Consider the following 18,544-nt stretch of genomic DNA (forward strand, 5'->3'; position numbering starts at 1 on the left):
GTAACGTGATCCCGGAACGGGCGGCTAACCGTGCCGCGGCTGATTGTCGACTGCAGCCGGTCGTTCGCCCCGGGTGATCTGCAGCCCCTGGCGAACCAGGCGGGAAACGACCCGCATGAAATCGTCCATGTACAGATAGATGACCGGCGTCACGAAGAGGGTCACAAGCTGCGACACCAGCAAGCCGCCGACGACGGCGACGCCAAGCGGCTGGCGCAGCTCCGCGCTGGCACCGCTGCCGATCGCAATCGGCAGCGTACTCATGATCGCAGCAACCGAGGTCATCATGATCGGGCGGAAGCGCATGAGGCAGGCCCTATGGATGGCGTCAATGGCCGGCGAACCGGCGCGCTGCAGCGTCAGCGCCACATCGATCATCATGATGGCGTTCTTTTTGACGATGCCGATCAGCATCAGCACGCCGACGATGGCGATGATCGAAAGGTCGAAGCCGCCGAAATAGATCGCCAGCAGCGCCCCGGATATGGCTGATGGCAAACCCGAAAGCACGGTCAGCGGATGGATCAGGCTTTCATAGAGAATGCCGAGTACGAGGTAGATGGTGACGATCGCCGCCAGCACCAGAAGACCCTGGTTGGCGGCAGCATCTTTAAACAGCTGGGTGGTGCCGTAATTGCGGGTTGTCACCTCGGACGGCATGCCGATTTCTGCCTTGAGCCGATCGACCTCCGCAAGGGCGTCACCGAGGGCGACCTTGGCCGGCAGGTTGAAGGAAAGCGTGACCGCCGGCAGCTGGCCCAGCTGGTTGATGGTGAGTGGCCCGGACACGGTCTCGACACGGGCGAAGGCCCCGAGCGGAACAAGGCCGCCATTGGCACTACCGACACGCAGTTCGCCAAACTTGTCAACCGACCATTGCATCGAGGGATCGAGCTCGAGGATCACCTCGTAGCTATCGCCCGCCGTATATATCGTCGAGATCTGCTCGGTACCGAAACTGCCATAGAGCGTGGTGCGCAGCTCGCTCGCGTCGACCCCCAGCGTTGCCGCCTTGTCGAGGTCGACCACCAGGCGCGTTTGTGGCGCGTTGATCTGGAGGTCGCTGTTGACGTCGGTGAAGAAGGCCCGATCCGCGCTCATGGCGTCATGGAGCTTCTGTGCCCATTCGTTCATCAGCGGCTGATCGAGGCTCTGGAGCACCAGCTGGTACTGGCTGGCCGACGCGCGCGATCCAACCGAGAGGTTCTGGACCGGCGACATGAAGGCCTGGATGCCGGGGATCGCCGCCAACTTGCGGCGCAGATCCGCAAGCACGGTTTCAAGCGGCGGACGCTCGCTCTTCGGCTTCAGCTCGACGAAAAGCCGGCCTGAATTGAGCGCGCTCGACGCTCCACCCGAGCCGATCGTGCTTGCGACATGGGCCACGTAGGGCGAACTGGCAAAGACCGCCTCCACATTGGACTGGAGCTTCGACATGGCGGCGAAGGAAATGTCCTGGCGCGCCTGGGTCGTGACCTGCAACTGGCCGATGTCTTCCTGCGGGAAGAACCCCTTCGGGATCGTGGCGATCTGGTAGCCAGTGATCACGACGGTCAACAGGAAGAGCAGAAGCACCAGCGGGCGCGCGTTGATGCAAAGCGATAGCAGCCGCTCATAGGCGCGCAGCAGCCGCTCGAAGCCTCGCTCGAAGGCGAGGTCCAGGCGCCGCAGCCAGCGCGCCTTCTCCTGTCCATCCGTCCTCGCCGGAAGCCGGGCCGCCAGCATCGGCGTCAGCGTGAGCGAGACGAAGGCGGAGGCGAGGATGGCAACGGTGACGACGATCGCGAATTCGTTGAGAATACGGCCGATCACGCCGCCCATGAGCAGCACGGGAATGAACACTGCGACGAGCGACAGCGAGATCGCGATGATCGTAAAGCCGATCTCGCGCGAACCGATGAGCGCCGCCGAGAAGGCATCGATGCCGTCCTCCTCCATGTGCCGCACGATGTTTTCCAGCATGACGATGGCGTCGTCCACCACCAGCCCGACGGAGAGCGTGAGCGCCATCAGCGAGATGTTGTCGATCGAAAAGCCGAGCGGATACATCGCCGCGAAGGTGGCGATGATCGAGATCGGAACGGCGAGCGCCGGAATAAGCGTGGCCCAGAGGCGGCGAACGAAAGCGAAGATGACGAGGATGACCAGGCCGACGGTGAGGATCAGGGTGAACTGGACGTCGTGCACCGCCCCGCGGATCGACATGGACCGGTCGCTGAGCGTCTCGATCGAGGCGGAGGCCGGAAGCGACTGGCGGAGCGACGGCAGCAGCGCCTGCACCCGGTCGACGACCTCAACGGTGTTTGCATCCGGCTGTCGCTGGATCGCCAGGATGATCGCCCGCGAACCGTCGTGCCAGCTTGCCGTCTGGTTGTTGGCAACGGAATCGACCACCGTCGCGACATCGCCGAGCCGCACAGGCTTGCCATCGACGCTCTTGACGATGACATCCGCGAAACTGGCGGCATTCATGCGCTGCGTGTCGGCAACGATCGCCGCCTGACGGTCGCTGGTCTGCGCGGTGCCGAGGGGCGAATTGTCGTTTGCCGCCGCAACCGCCGTCTTCAGCTGGTCGACGGAAATGCCGCGCGCGGCAAGCGCATCAGGATGCATCTGAATGCGTACGGCATATTGCTGGCTGCCGAAGATGGAAACTTCCGCCACCCCGTCGAGCACCGAAAGGGTTGGCGAAATCACCTGCTGTGCAATGGCGTCAAGGTCGGTGAGCGGCACGGTGCTGCTCTTCAGCGCTAGGAGCAGAACCGGCGCGTCCGCCGGATTGACCTTCCGGTAGCTTGGCGGTGCCGGCATGTCCTGTGGCAGCAGCCTGAGCGTCCGGGTGATGGCGGCCTGCACGTCGGCGGCGGCGGCATCGATGTTGCGCCCGAGCACGAACTCGATCGAAATCGAGGTCGAGCCGAGTGCATTCGTCGTCGAGATCGTGTCGATCCCGGCGATGGTGGCGAACTGCTTGATCAGGGGGATAGCGACCGACGTCAACATGGTCTCAGGCGAGGCGCCGGGCAACGAGGCAGAAACGTTGATAACAGGGAAATCCGTTCGCGGGAGCGCGGCGATCGGCAGGACCAGATAGCTGAAAACGCCGGCAAGGATGAGCGCGACCGACAGCAAGACCGTGGCGATCGGTCGGCGGATACTGAACTCGGACAGCGGCATTTCACGCACTCCCGAATGATGGACAAAACCTAATCCGTCGCGGCCTGAGCGGCCGCGTTGGCAGCGACAACGAGATCCCCCGGCTTCAGCCGCGCCTGCCCTTCGACGACGACCCGGTCACCGGCGGCGAGGCCGGTGCCGATCGCAGCCTCCTTGCCGTCGTCGGCCAGAACGGACACGCCGCGGGTTTCGACCGTGTTGTCGTCCTTCACCTGAAAGACGAACGGGCCATCCTGTCCCGGCTGGACCGCAACGCTCGGGACAACAGCCGCCTGATGCAGTTGTGCCTGGTCGATATCGACATCCACGAACTGGCCCGGCCAGAGCTTCTGCGCGGCATTGGGGAAGGTCGCGCGCATGGCGATGGTGCCGGAAGCGGTATCGACGGCGGAATCGATGAAATCGAGCATGCCTTGGCCGATGACCATTTGCGTGCCGCTTGACCGCGCGCGAACAGGCGGGGGCGTGCCGCGATCAATCAGATCCTTGAACGTCTGCAGGCGCTCTTCCGGCAGGCGGAACGTAACGTCGATCGGGTCGATCGCCGTAATCGTCACGAGATTGTTCGATGTCGCGCCCGACTGGCCGACAAGATCGCCAAGCGCGACCTGCACGGCACCCAGGCGTCCACCGATCGGCGCGGTGATCTCGGTCAGGCTCAGCGCGACCTGATCGGCATCGACGGTCGCGCGGTCAGCGTCCAGGTTCCCCTGCGCCGCCTGTTGCAGCGAGAGAGCGGTGTCATAGCTTTGCTGCGTGCCGGTCTTGTCGTCACGCAAGGTCTTGGCGCGCTCGAGTTCCGTGTTGGCGTCGGCAAGCTGTGCCGTATCCTTGGCGACGATCGCCTGATCGCGGGCGAGCCCGGCCTTTATCGTTCGGTCGTCGAGCGTGAACAGCAGATCGCCCGCCTTGACCATCTGCCCGTCCTTGACGTGGATGGCCGTGATCTGGCTCGCAATGCGCGCGCCCACTTCCACGGTGTCGGGCGCCTGTACGTTGCCCAGGGCATGGACGACAACCGGAACGTCCTTGAGCGTCACCGTCGCCGTCTGAACGGATACGGCGCCGCCGCGCCTGGCGCTGGCGGCCGCATTGGCCGGCAGTTTCGCCTCAGTCGGCACGGGCTTGCGCGCCACCACGAACCCGATCGCGGCGATCGAGAGAAGAACGACGGCAATACGACAGGTGAGACTTGATCGGCTGACCATCAGCGCGCCTCCGCAGACCTTGCTGTCGGCACGCGGCAATAGGTGGTGCCGACCATCGGAAGCTGGGCCCAAATGTGGCCGCTTCAATGGCGCAACACCCTGAAAAACAATTAAAAATTGTTCATCTTCGGATGCCTTTCACCTCGCTTGGCGACCAAGGCTTCAGCGGTGATGCTTGCTTCTTCCCTCAAGCGTCGAGCGGCGCGCGCTCAACTGCGGCGGCAAGCGCCTGAAACAATTCGCGAAACCCGGCCTCGCGTTCGCCCGGCTCGTCGAGACGATCGAGGAAGGCGGCCTGCTCGGTGTAGTTGAGGCGTGTTCCCTCGCCTTCAGCGGCAAACTCGAGAGTGCCGAGAGACGCCGAAATCCGCCGTCCCGCAACGGTCATCGTGTAGGAAAAGACGATGCGCTCATTCGCAACGATCTCGAGATAGATCGTGTCGTTGCGCATGACCGGGCCGTTTCCGAAACGGAAGTGGCTGTGCTCGCGGCCGCCGACCTCGAAAGACGCGGAGAATTCTTCGACCGTCCACCCCTCCCCTTCGACGAACCAGCGTCGTTTTGTGGCGGGATCCGCAAAGGCATGGAAAACGGTCGCCGGGGTCGCGGCGTAGCTGCGGCGAATGACGAAGGTGGCGTGGCGGACGGATCTTTCATTCATGCGCTTGGGGTCTCGCTGCTGGTTGCTTCATCCCCCGCCCGCTGCTGGGCGGCAATCTTTTCGCCCTGATACGTGGTGTTCTGCGCGACGATGATCCTCCAGGCGCCATCCTGGCGTCGAAGAATGTAGAGCGGCCGTCCCTCGTCCTCGCCCGCCCGGCGGTTGCCGTCGGCATTGACCGGAATTTGCCGCACGTTCACCGCGGCGAGATCCGCATGCAGGAAGGTAATGCGCTCGACGTCGTAGAGCGCCTGAAAATCGCGAAACAGGCTCGGGAGTACGGCGGCGGTGAAGGCGTGGATTGCCGGTGCGCCGACGATCCGGCGTCCGAACGCGGTCGTCCACACGGCCTCCGGCGCCAGCAACGAGGTAAAACCGTCGACGTCCCGGAGCCATTGGGTCTCTTCGACCCGGGCAACAAGTGCGAGAACGGCACTGACATCGCGGGCATCGGGAGGCAACACGCCGCCGGCTTGCTCGATCACAGGAATGGGTCGCATGCGCGCCATCACGGCGTACTCCCGAAGGTGCGGTTCCCGACCGCTAGGGCCTGGGCGACAGATCCGGAAACGTGGGTGCGAAATACCGGATCCGCGCCAGGCCCTAGCAGCAGGAAAACCTCGTCCGGCGGCCGGCCGGCGATAGAGGCTTCATCGACGTTGCACGGGACGGAAGGAGTGTCGGAACGGACGGTGATGCAATCACAGTCGTGCGCCTCCTGCGTGCCGGAGGTGTGATTGACGATCGGCCGTTTCATTCCCTGCTCCCTTGACCCGTGGGCGGAGCATTGCCCGATTTAGATGATCGATGTAATTGCTCGAATATCGATCACTTTGATCAGGATGGCCGATCATGCTGGATGCGCTGACTCTCGACCAATTGCGCATATTCGTCGCCGTCGTCGACCACGGCTCGTTCCGGGCGGCGGCGCGCGCGCTCGGGCGTGCCCAGTCCGGCCTCAGCAGCGCCATCCTCAACCTCGAAACGGAACTGCGCCTGCCGCTGTTCGACCGTTCCCAGCATCGTCCGGAATTGACGAAGGCCGGAGCGACGCTGCTTGCAGAGGCCCGGACCTTGCTGATCAAGGCCGACGCGCTGCGGGCCAAGGCGAACGGTTTCCACCAGGGCATGGAATCGGCCCTGCGCGTGGCGCTCGACCCGCTGCTTCCCCTGCCGGATATCGCCCGGGTGATCAGCGATTTTACCCGCGCCCATCCCGGCGTGCGGGTGGAGCTCGTAACAGCGCCGATGACCATGGCGTTGAGCCTGGTGCTTGACGGCGACTGCGACCTTGGCCTGACGGCTGCGCAGGAAACGGACGCACATATCGCCAGCGAGGCGGTCGCCGCCTTTCCCGGCATGGTGCCGGTCTGCGCTGGCGGTCATCCCCTCTCCGGCCCCCGCGACGGATCCGCCGGCCTGACGGCGGTCGACCTTGCCGACCACCTGCAGATCGTCGTTGCCGATCCCGCAGCCGATAGGCAGGCGGTGAACTACGCGGTGTTCTCGCAGCAAACGTTGAGGGTCAGCGACCTTGCGACCAAACACGCCCTCATTCTTGCCGGTGCCGGGTGGGGTCATTTGCCCCTGTGGCTGATCGCGGCTGATCTTGGCGAAGGGCGGCTCTGGGAGGTGCCGCTTGCGGCCCGCAACGGTCTGCCCGGTCCGCTCCTCCCCTTCTACACGATCCGCCGGATCGATCGGGTCTGCGGCCCCGCAATGGAAAGCCTGTGCGGGCTCATGCTTGCGCACTTTCGCGGTCAGCGGCAGGCCACATCGGCGCTCCCCTGATCGGGACAGCAATACTCCGGCGAGAGCGAGAAGGCATCCAGGGGGTTGACGTCTGCGAGTGGAGCGTCTTCAGTTCCCCCCGAACAGGGCTGCCGCCTTGCAACGGGGCAGCCACGTCCCCATCTCCAGATCTCATGGTCGCCTGGCCGGGCGGCTTGTTCCCCATCGACCTGATCTTATAGCGTCGCGCGCAAAGCGACGAACTTCATTCAGTAAAGGGTTTCCCATGGCTCACTATCCAGACATCCTGCTTCATATCGACGGCACTTGGCGGCCGGCCCGATCCGGCAAGACCATTCCCGTCATCGACCCGGCCAGCGAGGAAGCGATCGGCCAGGTGGCCTGGGCCGAAGTGGAAGACCTGGATGAGGCGCTTGCGGCCGCCGAGAAGGGCTTCAAGACATGGCGGGCTACGTCCGCCTTCGACCGCGCCCAGGTGATGCGGTCGGCAGCCGCCCTCCTGCGCCAACGGGCCGGTGACATCGCCTGGCTGATGACCCGCGAGCAAGGTAAGCCGCTTGCCCAGTCGAAGGGCGAGATCCTTGGCGCCGCCGACATCATCGAGTGGTTCGCCGAGGAAGGAAAACGCGCCTACGGCCAGATCATTCCGCCGCGCGCGCCCGATGTCACCCAGATGACCGTCAAGCTGCCGGTCGGTCCGGTTGCCGCCTTCACGCCCTGGAACTTCCCGATCAACCAGGTGGTGCGCAAGCTATCGGCGGCGCTGACCACCGGCTGCTCGATCATCGTCAAGGCGCCCGAGGAAACACCGGCGTCGCCTGCCGAACTCATCCGCTGCTTCGTCGATGCCGGGCTCCCCGCAGGTGTCGTCAACCTCGTCTACGGTGTGCCCTCGGTCATCTCGGAATACCTGATCTCCCATCCGGTGATCCGCAAGATGTCGTTTACCGGCTCGACGCCGGTCGGCAAGATGCTGGCGGCCCTTGCCGGCCAGCACATGAAGCGCGCGACGATGGAACTTGGCGGGCATGCGCCTGTCATCGTCACCGATGACGCCGATGTCGAGCGCGCCGTCGCCATCATGTCCGGCAGCAAGTACCGCAATGCCGGCCAGGTCTGCGTGTCGCCGACCCGCTTCCTCGTGCAGGAGCGCGTGGCGGATCAGTTCCTCGACGGCTTCGTCGCCGCCTCGAAAAAGATCAAGGTCGGCAACGGTCTCGAAGACGGTATCGATATGGGACCGCTTGCCAACGAGCGGCGCATCCCGGCGATCGAAAGCCTGGTCGCCGACGCCGTCGAGCATGGCGCCCGGCTGGCAACCGGCGGGCATCGCATCGGCAACCGTGGCTACTTCTTCGAGCCGACGGTTCTCGCCGACGTGCCGCTTTCCGCCCGGATCATGAACGACGAGCCGTTCGGCCCGGTCTCGATCATCAATCGCTTCCATGATCTCGATGAGGCGATCAACGAGGCCAATCGCCTGCCCTTCGGTCTTGCCGCCTATGCCTTCACCGGATCGGAGCGCAGCGCCCATCGTCTGGCAAGCGAGGTCGAAAGCGGAATGATCTCGATCAACCATCTGGGCCTGGCGCTCCCCGAAGTCCCCTTCGGCGGCATCAAGGATTCCGGCTACGGCACAGAGGGCGGCTCGGAGGCGATCGAGGCCTATCTCGAAACACGCTTCGTCACGCGAAAGAGCGTCTGACGCCGCGGTCGGCGAAAGATCCACTCGCCCGAGAAAGCAACAAGGGACGGCGCCGACGCGCCGTCCCTTGTCTTATCATGCCTAGGCTACAACGCGTTGCTCATCCAGTCTTCATGCCCGTGACGGACGCGAACGACGAGAATGTCACCATCCGCATCGATCCTGTAGACGACCAGATGCGCCTTGAACGGGTGGATGCGCATCGGCGGCGACAGTTCCGTGCGCTCGCGCGCCATGCGCGGATTGGCCGCGATGAGAGCGAAGAGGTCGAATAGCTCATCGTGATACCGCCTCGCCTGGGCGGAGCCAAAAAGGCGCACGCCATCCGCGGCGATTGCGATGATGTCTTCTTCCGCCGCGACGGAAAGCCGAAATGCCATTACTTGCGATCGCGCGGCGCTTCAGCGCGCGCCAGCGCCGCAGAAAAAAGCGCGTCCTTGGAGCGCGATCCGACGCCGCTGTTAAGGCCGTCGTCGACAAAGCGCTGCATTGCCGCAACCTTGTCGTTGCGTTCCTGGTCCCTGCGGATGAGGTCGCGCACATAGTCGCTGGCATTGGCATAACGGCCCGTGCGTGCCTGCGCTTCCACCCAGTCCTTCATCGGATCAGGCAAGGATACGTTCATCGTCGCCACGTCTGCCTCCATTGCTGCTGAAAGAATGACACAATTTGGCAAAGTTTGTCAAATCTGGAGCCCGCCCTTCGCGACGCCACGCGAAGCTCCTCCGACACCGCGATACCACCCGCCGAACGCGGTTCTCAGGGCCTACTCCGATCGTCACCACGGTTGACTATCGAGGTGGCAACCTCTCTGAATGCCGTCACGACACATTAAACGACTGATTGCATCGGACTTGCGTGAATGACCGAGACGTCTCAACGAAATGGAATGGCCGCGACGGCCCCCGCCCTTTCCGAACCGGAAAAGAACATCATCATCGGCGGCGTTCTTCTCTCCATGCTTCTGGCGGCACTCGACCAGACGATCGTGGCGCCGGCGATGCCGACCATCGGCAAGGCGCTGGGACACGCCGACTACCTGCCATGGGTGGTGACCGGCTACCTGCTGACCGCGACAGCCATGGCCCCGCTTTACGGCAAGATCTCCGATATCTACGGACGGCGGCCGACGATCTTTGCGGCCATCATCATTTTCCTTGCGGGATCGCTGATAAGCGCGCTGGCGCCCAACATGCTGACGCTGATCGTTGGCCGCGCCGTTCAGGGCCTGGGTGGCGGCGGCCTGTTCGCACTGGCGCAGACCGTCATCGGCGACCTCGTACCGCCCCGCGAACGGGCGCGTTACGCCGCCTGGATATCGGGAACCTGGGCGGTCGCGAGCATCGCCGGCCCACTCCTGGGCGGCACCTTCGCCGAGCATCTGCACTGGTCGCTGATCTTCTGGATCAACATTCCGCTGGGGCTGGTGGCGATGGCGATCATCAACAAGCCGCTGAGGAAGCTTCCGACCGTCGCCCGCGCGCACCGGATCGACGGGGCCGGAGCCCTACTGCTCGTCGCTGCAACGTCGCTTTTGCTGCTTGCGCTCAACTGGGGCGGCAGCCGCTATCCATGGTTCTCCGCCGTCATACTCGGCCTGCTCGGCGCTTCCGTCGTGCTGTGGATCACGTTTGCGCTGCGGTTGCGCAAGGCAAGCGAACCGCTAATCTCGCTGGAAGTGCTTGCCAATCCCATCGTCCGCTACGGAACGCTCGCCATGTTCCTGGCGCAGGGCGCCAATGTCGGGCTCTCGGTCTATATCCCCGTCTACGCGCAGACGTTCCACGGCCTGTCGGCCAGCAGTTCGGGTGTGGTGATGCTCGGCCTGCTGCTTGGAACGGTCTGCGGAGCGACAACCAGCGGGCGGACGATACCGCGCATCGTCCACTATAAGAGGATGGCTCTGATCGGCGGCGCGCTTGCATTCCTTTGCCTGGCGGCCCTTGCTGCTCTCGCCGGCCGGACCTCGCTCATCGTCCTTGAACTCCTGACATTCGCCGCAGGTTTCGGCTCGGGCATGACTTTCCCGGTGGCGACGATTTCGGTTCAAAATTCCGTCGACCAGACGCATCTTGGCGTCGCGACCGGGGTCCTGACCTTCCTGCGATCGCTCGGCGGCGCCCTTGGCGTTGCGGCCTTCGGCGCGATCGCCCTTGGCAACGGCCTGCCGCTCGCCGGCGAAGGGGTGGAAGCGCTCGGCGCGACGGTTACCTCGGCCGTGCCCTTCACCGATATCTTCATTGCGAGCGCTGCAGCGATGGCGGCAGCGCTCGCGCTTTTTCATCTCATGCCGGAAAAGCCGTTGCGCGGTCGCGACGAGACCGCGGTGGCCGCTGCGGTCGAGTAGCAGCACCGCTGATGGCCGCGCCTGTCCCGGCGCGACCATCAATCGGATTGCGGGCTTAGAACTCCGCCTTCAGCGACGCGTAGAAGGTACGTCCCGGGCCGGGCTGCTGCACCAGGCTCAATGGATCGACATAATAGGCGTCGGTCAGGTTCTCGATGCGGAAGCTCGCCGTCAGGCTCTCGTTGATCCGGTACTCTGCGAACGCGTCCACCAAGGTATAGGGCTTCCAGTTAATCAGCGAGATGAACTGCGAAGCGCCCTGGGCGGTCACGTCGCCATGGCCGATCGCGCGCGATCCGGTGCGCGAAATCCGCCCGCCGACTGTCAGGGCATCGTCGAGGAACGTCTGCGACAGCGTCAACGCGACCGTGTATTCCGGCGGCACCTGGTTGGTGGCGTAGTCGGCATAGAGCGACTTGTTTCCGCAGGTGGTCGCCGTCCGGCAAAACTCGACATCGGTGTAGTAGTTGGCGGCAAGCTCGGCGGTAAAGCCGCCGCGTTCATAGCGACCGGACAGCTCGATGCCCTGGAAATGCGCGCCGGCGATGTTGTGGATGCGCATGCCGGAGATACCGCGCGGATCGGTATACCATTCGCGCGAGATGTAGTTGTCGACATTCCAGTCGAAGAAGCCGAGCTTCATCATCGCCTGGTCGTCGGCCGAAAACACGCCGTCGCGCCTGAGATTGGTGCCCACCTCCCAGTTGCTCGACCGTTCCGGGCGCAGGTTGGAATTGACGTTCATGGTGAAGGCCGAAACACCCTCGAAGATGCTCGGCGAGCGCAGCGCGTTCGAGTAGTTCACATAAAACTGTGTGCCGTCGAAGGGCTCCAGCGTCACGCCCACCGACGGGCTGAAGCCGCCGTCGCTGAGCGCCGTGTCGTAGGTGTAGCCGGGGCGGACCTGTTCGGGGGCGTTTCGATCCTCTGTCCAGTAGTGCTGGTAGCGCAGGCCACCATTGATCGTCAGCCAATCCGTGGCTTTCCAGGCGGCCTTGGCGAAGGCGGCCGCCTCCTGCCGCGTGCCGTCGCGAAGGTCGAGCCATGTCTCGAGTTCCGGCGTGAACTTGCTCGGTCGCGTATCCTCGCTCAGGAACGACAGGCCGTAGGTCAGGTCGAGCGGGCCGTAGTCGGTCGTCAAGGCCGAGGTGTTTGCGACATCGGCGCCCCACATGAAGGTGTCGGAGCCGGTGCGGAAATCGGCAGGCAGGCCGAAATCTCCGGGCTGCGGATAGAGCACGCCGCTCCGCCGGGGATTGCGCAGTTCCAGCCGCGTGGCCCAGAGATTGGCCTTGAGATCGATGAGGTCATTGTCGTCAGGCTTCCAGCCGTAGCGAAGCGTGCCGGCATCGACCTTCGTTCCCGCGGTCTGGCCCTGCTGTATCGCCTGGCCCCGATCCGAGGTCAGGCGCGACGCCAGGAGGTCGCCGGCCTCGCTGCGAAACCCGTTGTAGCCGAACTGCAGGCTGTGACCGTCCTCGAAACGGACAGTGCCCTTGGCGAGATAGGACTTTGTCTGGAGCTGGGTATTCAACACCTCCTCGCCGGCGCGGTAGTTGGCGATGCCGATGTTCTCGATGTAGTCCTTCCAGCCCCGGGCCGGCGGCAGGCATACGCCGCTTTCATAGCAGAACGGCCGCGGCCCCATGCTCACGGGTACTGCCGAAGGTCCGTTGCTGCCGGCATGATAGTTGCCCTGGCGGCGATAGGCGTAGCCGGCAACGAGGTCGACGTTTTCCTCCTGCATCGCGCCGACGATGCTGCCCGAGCCGCTGGTCGGATCGAAGAACGAGGGGCGGTCCATTCCGTCGCTCTTTGCCGTTGCGACCGGCGGCGCCCAGGTGCCCCCCGGCCAGGCATAGCCGGCGGTGGTGCCGGCCGGCGGTGGGGTGGAGGTGTTGGTGCCGAAGCCGCCCTTGACCCGGAGACCGAATGTCCGCCCCTCCTTCACGATGTCGCCGGCATCCAGCGTGCGCATCGCCACCGTGCCGGCGATGCCGCTCGATGCAACGTCCGAGCCCTTGGTGATATCGACGCCGCCCAGAAAATCCGGATCGACGAAAGTCCGGTTGGAGATGCCCTGATAGCCCTGGTAGACCGTGGCCGAATTGCTGGCGCCGTCGACGGTGACGGCGACACGCCCCATGCCCTGCATGCCGCGGATGTTGACGTCGACGGCGCCCGCGCCGTTGCGCGCTTCGCCGGAGAGCACGCCCGGCGTGCCGCGGAAAATGTCGGCCGGGCTCGAACCGCGGAAGCGGTCGATGTTTTCTTCCGAGATGTAGGCGGTCGGCGCAGCCGTTTCATAGGGCGCATCCACCGGATTGATGATGCCGCCGCCGGCGACGATCGGCGCAAGCATCGTCTCTCCGTCGGCCGCACCGACCGCGTGCGCACCGGAAACGCGCTCGGTAATCGTGACGGTCCCGCCGTTCAGGCTATAGGAGAGGCCGGTGCCGGACAAAAGCTGCGACAGCGCCTCTGCCGGGGGGATCGACCCGCTCACGGCAGGCGCGGATTTCCCCTGGGTCAGCGATGCCGAATAGGCAAGTCTCAGCCCCGACTGCCGCGCAAATGCCGTAAGCGCCGCGGTCAGGGATTGCGCCGGAATGTCGAAAGTGATGGCACCGGAACGGGCCGACCGCTCCTGTTGTGCCAGAGCCGGCACTGCCGTTTGAAGTGAACCGACCGCCGTGGTTGCGACCACGACCGCGCCAAGAAGTTTGTTTCGCCCCGTTTGTCTGGACATCTGATCCCTATTCCCATGCTTTGAGCGAGGGACCGGTATTCCTGCTGGCAGGACACATCCCTCAAAAGCCGAGACGAGGCGGCACCCAAAAATCCGCAACGGCGTTCGAAAAAAATGAAACCGGCTAGACCGCCGAGATCAGTGTCACGAAGCGGGTCATGCGTGTGACCCGGATCGGCAGGCCGGACGCAAGCGCTGCAAGCGCGGCGTCCGGCGTTCTCAAATCCAAAACGGCGCTGACCAGCGTCGATTTCAAGCGGTCGTGACTGAAGACGATCCAGCCGCCGTGATAGCGGCTGAGGGCCGCGACGACGTCGCCGAGCCTACGGTTTTCGGCGACATACATGCCGGACTGCCATGCAAGCGCGATGGCCGGATCCTGCACGACAGGGCTGCCGATGGCGCCATCACCACCGACAGACACACGCTCCCCTTCGGCGAGCGTAACGCCCATGAGGTCGCCGGCCATCGGCGATACGCGAACGGAATGACGGGTGACGGCAATGCCGAGCGAACCATCGGCGGCATTGGCGTCCACGTCGAAAGCGGTTCCAAGGGCCGTGACGATGGTTCCGCCTGAGGCAACCTGAAACGGCCGCGCGTCCGTCGCCACGTCGAAAAATGCCTGGCCTTCCTTCAGAACCACCCGGCGGGCCTGCTCGTCGAAATCCACATCCATGGCCGTGCGCGCGTTGAGGATCACCCGTGACCCGTCAGGCAGGCCGATCGAACGGGTCTCTGCCGTGGCTGTCGCGTAATCGGAGCCGAGGATGCGCAGCCAGGGGCGCGAAGCGGCAAGCCCGCTTCCCAGGACAGCGATGCCGACCGCGCCGGTCAGAAGGCGGCGACGTGAAAGGAGCGCGGTGTCGCGGCCGGGATAGATGAGGCCGGTCCGGCGATCGCGGCGCAGATGTGCCGCATCGTCCCACAAGGCTTCCGCTTCCACCGCTGCCGCCTCGTGCTCTGCGCTTTGTCCACGCCACGCCTCATAGGCGCGCTGGTCGTCTACGGTCGCCTCACCGGAATGGAGCCGGACGACCCAGCCGAGCGCCGCGTCGGAGATGTCTTTCGCAGGACAATGCCTTGCCGCCGATGCGGGTTTCATCGCCCTTTCAGACATGGTCCATCTCGCGCCGCACGTCGCGGCAATGGCACAGCGCACGCAGCATGTGCTTTTCGACCATGCTGACCGAGATGCCAAGTGTTTCGGCTATTTCCCGGTGCGAATGGCCCTCGACCTTGTTCATGATAAAAGCCGTCCGGCAGGCGATCGGCAGTTCGTTCAAGAGAACGGATAGGGCTGCGACCTTGTCGCGAAATTCCAGCCGCAGCGCAAAGTCGTCCGACGACGACAGGCGGTCTGCCTGGTCCAGTTCGACCCGGCGCGACCACTCCCGCTCCAGCTTGATGCGAAAGTCGATCGCCGCATTTCGGGCTGCCTTGAACAGGTAGGAACGCGGATGCTCGACACTGCGGCGGTCGACCCTCACCATGCGCAGATAGGCGTTCTGAACCACTTCCTCACCGTCGTCCCGATTGCCGATCAGGCGCGAGGCGTAGCGTACCACCTCCTTGTGATGGCGCCTGAAGAGCAGGGCGAGCCAGTGATTGAGAGAACTTGCCACCATGCTGCCCTTCCTAGCGAAGCGCGACGCGGCGGTCTTGGGAGTGGATTTCGACGGGCATGGCGCAAACTTCGCGGGGGATCCTGCGGCTTGATTGATGCCGCAGGCTAATACTTGTCTCTTATACTCATGTTTAGTCGCCCAGCAAGCGCCTTGGGTAAAATGGCTGCAGATTTTGCAGATCAAGCCGGCTCAAGGCACGGCCCGAACCCGGACCGTCCGCGAATAGGGAGCACGGTCGCCTTCATGATCGCCGGCACCGGATGCCCGGAGGAACCGGGCAATCCGACGCCGGCGCTCAAGCGCTTATCCGAACAGGATCGCGACACGTCCGGGGAGTTGCAGGAAGTTTGCGAGCGACATTTGCGGTGTCAATCCGCCCACCCCTTCTGGCCAGGGATCGCGCAGCAGCAGTGTGTTGCCGTCGTTCTCGTAGCCGTAGACGACATAATAGTGGTAGGCGTTGCCGATCACGAAGATGCGGTTGTTATCGATCTCGGTTTTGACGGCCTGAGCGGTCAAGGGCACATTGAGGAAATGACCGCCGGTCGTCGCGTTGTCAAAAGCGTTCCATTGGGTCCTGACCAATTGCACGACCTGGCTATTCCGATTGGCTCCGTCATTTTCCAGTTGGTCGGTGGAGAGGTCGAGCGCCTGGGCGATTTGCAGGCGTTCCTGGACCGCGGGGTCGAGCGAAGCCAGCGCGAAGGTGCTCCGCCGGGCAATGTCATATTGTGACACGGCGGGCAGGTTGCGAAAACTGCGAACCATCGCCTCCGCAGCGGCAAAGCACCATGCAGCCGAACCTTGCGGGACGAGTGGCGGCGGATGGAGAACTGTGGTCATTTCGAACTCCTTCTAGAAAACATTGGCGATGAAGATGCGGCCTCGACCTGACAAGGGCGGAAAACTCCGCAACCGCTGGGTCGAGCAGAGCATTCACAGACGGCTCACGACGTTTGCGGCGGTGGGCGCCCTCGGCATGCGGCAAGCATGCGGGCGCGGCGGCCCATGGTTGGTCTGGTCGTTTCCATGCTGGCTTCCTTTCGTCAGGAAGGGGAACAGGCATGCGAGGCTTGAGCGTGCGGTTAGCCGAAAGGCGCATCGGCGCTTGGCGCAGACGTGCATCGCAGGATGTTTTCCGGGCTCAACTCGACGCGTTGCGCCGGCGAAGACGGGTTGAAGTCGACGACCTGAACATTGGTCTGCGCCTCGGCATCGATCGCCTCGCCGGCGGTATAGCTGCCGAACACCACCCAGCAGCGGTTTCGGTGAGGGATGAAGGCACCGAGAACATTGACGTTGAAATCCACGGTGTAGATGGGCGACTTTCCAAGCGCGATGCCGAGGTGGATCGGAAAGTCGAAGGTCGCATTGAGTTGACGGATCGTGAGTGCGCCCTGCGCACCCCCCGTTCTCAGGTTCTGGAAGGTCGGGGCACCAAAACTGTCGGACCCGAAGTCGATGAGGTTTTCGCGCTCGGGGTCTGCAGCGACATACTGGTAGGCGGTAAAGGTCGTGCGTCCGCCAAAGGTGCCGCGTTCGCCCCAGATGAAGCCGACTTCGGTCGACCAGGAGAAGCGCACCTGGGTGCCGGGTGCCGCTGGACGCGCAAGCCACGCCAGACATGCCGGCCCCGTCGGACCGGGGGCTGACGGCGGAACCTGGTAGAGCGCGAAGCTGCCATGCAAACTCGAATTGTTGACGCAGGTAAGCCTATACTCGGACATATCGGGTCTCCCTGAGCGGTGAGAGGAAGAGGCGGCGGCTGGTTTCAGCCGCCGCCCGCGGCGTCACGAAACCGAGATCAGGTTGTCGAGACCGAGCAGCGCCGTGCGCGACGTCAGTGCACCGCCATAGGTGACTTCGACCGCGCCGGTGACGTCTTCGATGTCGATGACATCGCCGGTCTCGTAATTGCCGAAGATCACCCAGTAGTTGGGATGCGGGGAGAAGACCGCGGTCATGTTCGGCGCCGCCTGGACCGCGAAGGTGCCGGAACCGGCCATGCCGATACCGACGGAGGTGCGGTTGGGCGCGACGTTCGAAAGTTGCTGGATCGTCAGCGAGCCGAGAGCGCCGTTGACGCTCGGATTGACGAAGGTCGTCGCACCGGCCGAGTCCTGGGTCAGTTGGATCAGGTTCTGGCCGTTGGGATCTGCCGAGCGCACCTGCGTCGCGGAGAAATTGATGCCCGGCTGCAGCACGCCGGTCTCCGACCAGACGAAGCTGTAGTCGAGACCCCAGGTAAAGGTCACGCGGCTTCCCGGCGCGGTCGGACGAGCGAACCAGGCGAGTGAGAACACGTTGCCGGGGGTCGTCGTCGGCGGCGCTTTCTGAAAGACGGCGAAGCTACCGGTCAGCTGCGAGTTGTTCACGCATGTCAAAGAGTATGACGTCATCGGTGTTACCTTTCGTTTCTGGATTAGCGCCCGGGATCACATGGTGGCCGGCACCGCCTCCGGGGCTGAAGCGGCGCCGACCAGCCCCTCGCTGCCCGCTCAAGGGGAAGGGACAAAACGGCAGCGAGGGGGATTGCCCGACGAGGCAGGTATCGCCGGGCAAGTTCGTGGAAACGTCAGCCCGTCTGGACGATTAGGTTGTCCGGTCCGACTTTGATCTGCGCGCTGGCGGCGCTGGCGCCACTTGATGCGAACATGACCGTCGATCCCTGATCGACATCGGAAATTGCAGGTGGCGGATAGGTGCAGGCCGTGCCGAAGACCACGGTGACCGTCCGCGCCAGGTCCGGCTCGAGGATCAACGGGCCCATCCCGGCCGGCGGTGCAAGTAGGATTGCAGCGGGACCGACGACAAGGCCGACCAGGCTGGCCGGCGGGACGCTGAGATCGAAATCGACCTCGACCGAATTCGCCGGCCCTCCAGTAGAAACTGCTATGGCATAGGTGCCATTCGCAAAGGTGACGGTGGCCTTGCCTCCGAGTGTCACCGGGGTCTTTTCAGCCGTTGCGGGGTCGCCTTTGCCGTTGCCGGCAATCGCCAGGAGGGCCAAGGCGCCGCTCCCGCCGTTCCAGGTGAGCGTCGTCTCCTCTTGACCTGACCTCGTCACGTTGGAGATTAGGGCAGTCAGCACCTGCACGCTGACTGCGGGGCTCTTGAGCGGCGGCGGAAAGACGCTGAAATATGAAACGCCCGCGACGCTCGATCCATTCGTTGCGCTCAGCGTGAACGTGGTCGGAGTTGCTGGAGGCGGGGTATCACCCGGCGCGGTGGAGGCTTGATCTGCGATCTGCTTCGACATGCCAGAGATCCCTTTTCACGAGCCATCCGGCTCTGCAATTCACTCTCTATGGGTGCAG

16 protein-coding genes are annotated in these 18,544 nt (G+C 64.0%); 3 read left to right on the top strand and 13 right to left on the bottom strand.

Translation table 11 applies throughout. The features are described 5' to 3' along the window. Nucleotides 1-24: 24 nt before the first annotated feature. The 4 genes from OKW20_RS22690 to OKW20_RS22705 form a co-directional block, all read right to left on the bottom strand. Nucleotides 25-3,177 (bottom strand): efflux RND transporter permease subunit, encoded by a 3,153-nt coding sequence (locus OKW20_RS22690; RefSeq protein WP_429175578.1) that lies wholly within the window; start codon nt 3,175-3,177, stop codon nt 25-27. 29 nt (nt 3,178-3,206) lie between these two features. After that, entirely contained in the window at nt 3,207-4,385 is a 1,179-nt protein-coding gene (locus tag OKW20_RS22695) for an efflux RND transporter periplasmic adaptor subunit (protein ID WP_429175581.1), read from the bottom strand. A gap of 187 nt (nt 4,386-4,572) precedes the next feature. After that, complete coding sequence (locus tag OKW20_RS22700; protein WP_429175584.1) at nt 4,573-5,046, bottom strand: SRPBCC family protein; 474 nt, start codon at nt 5,044-5,046, stop codon at nt 4,573-4,575. Beyond that, a complete protein-coding gene (locus OKW20_RS22705; protein WP_429175826.1) occupies nt 5,043-5,555 on the bottom strand; it encodes an SgcJ/EcaC family oxidoreductase in 513 nt (170 codons plus the stop codon). The genes OKW20_RS22700 and OKW20_RS22705 overlap by 4 nt, the downstream gene beginning before the upstream one ends. A gap of 343 nt (nt 5,556-5,898) precedes the next feature. Between OKW20_RS22705 and OKW20_RS22710 the strand changes: the two genes are divergently transcribed. Both OKW20_RS22710 and OKW20_RS22715 read left to right on the top strand, forming a co-directional pair. Continuing rightward, entirely contained in the window at nt 5,899-6,837 is a 939-nt protein-coding gene (locus tag OKW20_RS22710) for a LysR family transcriptional regulator (RefSeq protein WP_429175587.1), read from the top strand. A gap of 226 nt (nt 6,838-7,063) precedes the next feature. Beyond that, a complete protein-coding gene (locus OKW20_RS22715) occupies nt 7,064-8,503 on the top strand; it encodes an NAD-dependent succinate-semialdehyde dehydrogenase (RefSeq protein ID WP_429175591.1) in 1,440 nt (479 codons plus the stop codon). Between the two features lie 86 nt (nt 8,504-8,589). On the opposite strand, the gene OKW20_RS22720 is transcribed toward OKW20_RS22715, so the two are convergent. Further along, nucleotides 8,590-8,883 carry a type II toxin-antitoxin system RelE/ParE family toxin gene (locus OKW20_RS22720; RefSeq protein WP_429175595.1) on the bottom strand — a complete coding sequence of 98 codons (294 nt, stop codon included), beginning with the start codon at nt 8,881-8,883 and terminating at the stop codon, nt 8,590-8,592. Then, nucleotides 8,883-9,137, bottom strand: a complete 255-nt coding sequence (locus OKW20_RS22725; protein WP_043612157.1) for a type II toxin-antitoxin system ParD family antitoxin — start codon at nt 9,135-9,137, stop codon at nt 8,883-8,885. The genes OKW20_RS22720 and OKW20_RS22725 overlap by 1 nt, the downstream gene beginning before the upstream one ends. A gap of 255 nt (nt 9,138-9,392) precedes the next feature. On the opposite strand from OKW20_RS22725, the gene OKW20_RS22730 reads away from it, so the two are divergent. Beyond that, nucleotides 9,393-10,850 carry an MDR family MFS transporter gene (locus OKW20_RS22730; RefSeq protein WP_429175598.1) on the top strand — a complete coding sequence of 486 codons (1,458 nt, stop codon included), beginning with the start codon at nt 9,393-9,395 and terminating at the stop codon, nt 10,848-10,850. Nucleotides 10,851-10,905: 55 nt separating this feature from the next. Here the strand turns inward: OKW20_RS22730 and OKW20_RS22735 are convergent, their stop codons facing one another. From OKW20_RS22735 to OKW20_RS22765, 7 genes are all read right to left on the bottom strand, one after another. Continuing rightward, the gene (locus OKW20_RS22735) at nt 10,906-13,599 is read right to left on the bottom strand and encodes a TonB-dependent receptor domain-containing protein (RefSeq protein WP_429175601.1); all 2,694 of its coding nucleotides are present in this window, start codon (nt 13,597-13,599) and stop codon (nt 10,906-10,908) included. Nucleotides 13,600-13,723: 124 nt separating this feature from the next. Further along, nucleotides 13,724-14,704, bottom strand: a complete 981-nt coding sequence (locus OKW20_RS22740; RefSeq protein WP_429175604.1) for a FecR family protein — start codon at nt 14,702-14,704, stop codon at nt 13,724-13,726. A gap of 7 nt (nt 14,705-14,711) precedes the next feature. Then, on the bottom strand, nt 14,712-15,227 hold the full coding sequence (locus OKW20_RS22745) for a sigma-70 family RNA polymerase sigma factor (RefSeq protein ID WP_429175607.1): 516 nt from the start codon (nt 15,225-15,227) through the stop codon (nt 14,712-14,714). 303 nt (nt 15,228-15,530) lie between these two features. Beyond that, nucleotides 15,531-16,070, bottom strand: a complete 540-nt coding sequence (locus OKW20_RS22750) for a papain-like cysteine protease family protein (RefSeq protein WP_043612001.1) — start codon at nt 16,068-16,070, stop codon at nt 15,531-15,533. Nucleotides 16,071-16,312: 242 nt separating this feature from the next. Beyond that, entirely contained in the window at nt 16,313-16,954 is a 642-nt protein-coding gene (locus OKW20_RS22755) for a hypothetical protein (RefSeq protein ID WP_043612003.1), read from the bottom strand. A 63-nt stretch (nt 16,955-17,017) separates the two neighbouring features. Continuing rightward, a complete protein-coding gene (locus OKW20_RS22760; RefSeq protein WP_043612005.1) occupies nt 17,018-17,626 on the bottom strand; it encodes a hypothetical protein in 609 nt (202 codons plus the stop codon). A gap of 176 nt (nt 17,627-17,802) precedes the next feature. Beyond that, nucleotides 17,803-18,486: a hypothetical protein gene (locus tag OKW20_RS22765; RefSeq protein WP_429175612.1), complete on the bottom strand. Its 684-nt coding sequence runs from the start codon at nt 18,484-18,486 to the stop codon at nt 17,803-17,805. Nucleotides 18,487-18,544: the final 58 nt, after the last annotated feature.

It is taken from the genome of Ensifer sp. LBL (assembly GCF_050435225.1).
Classification (GTDB): domain Bacteria; phylum Pseudomonadota; class Alphaproteobacteria; order Rhizobiales; family Rhizobiaceae; genus Ensifer.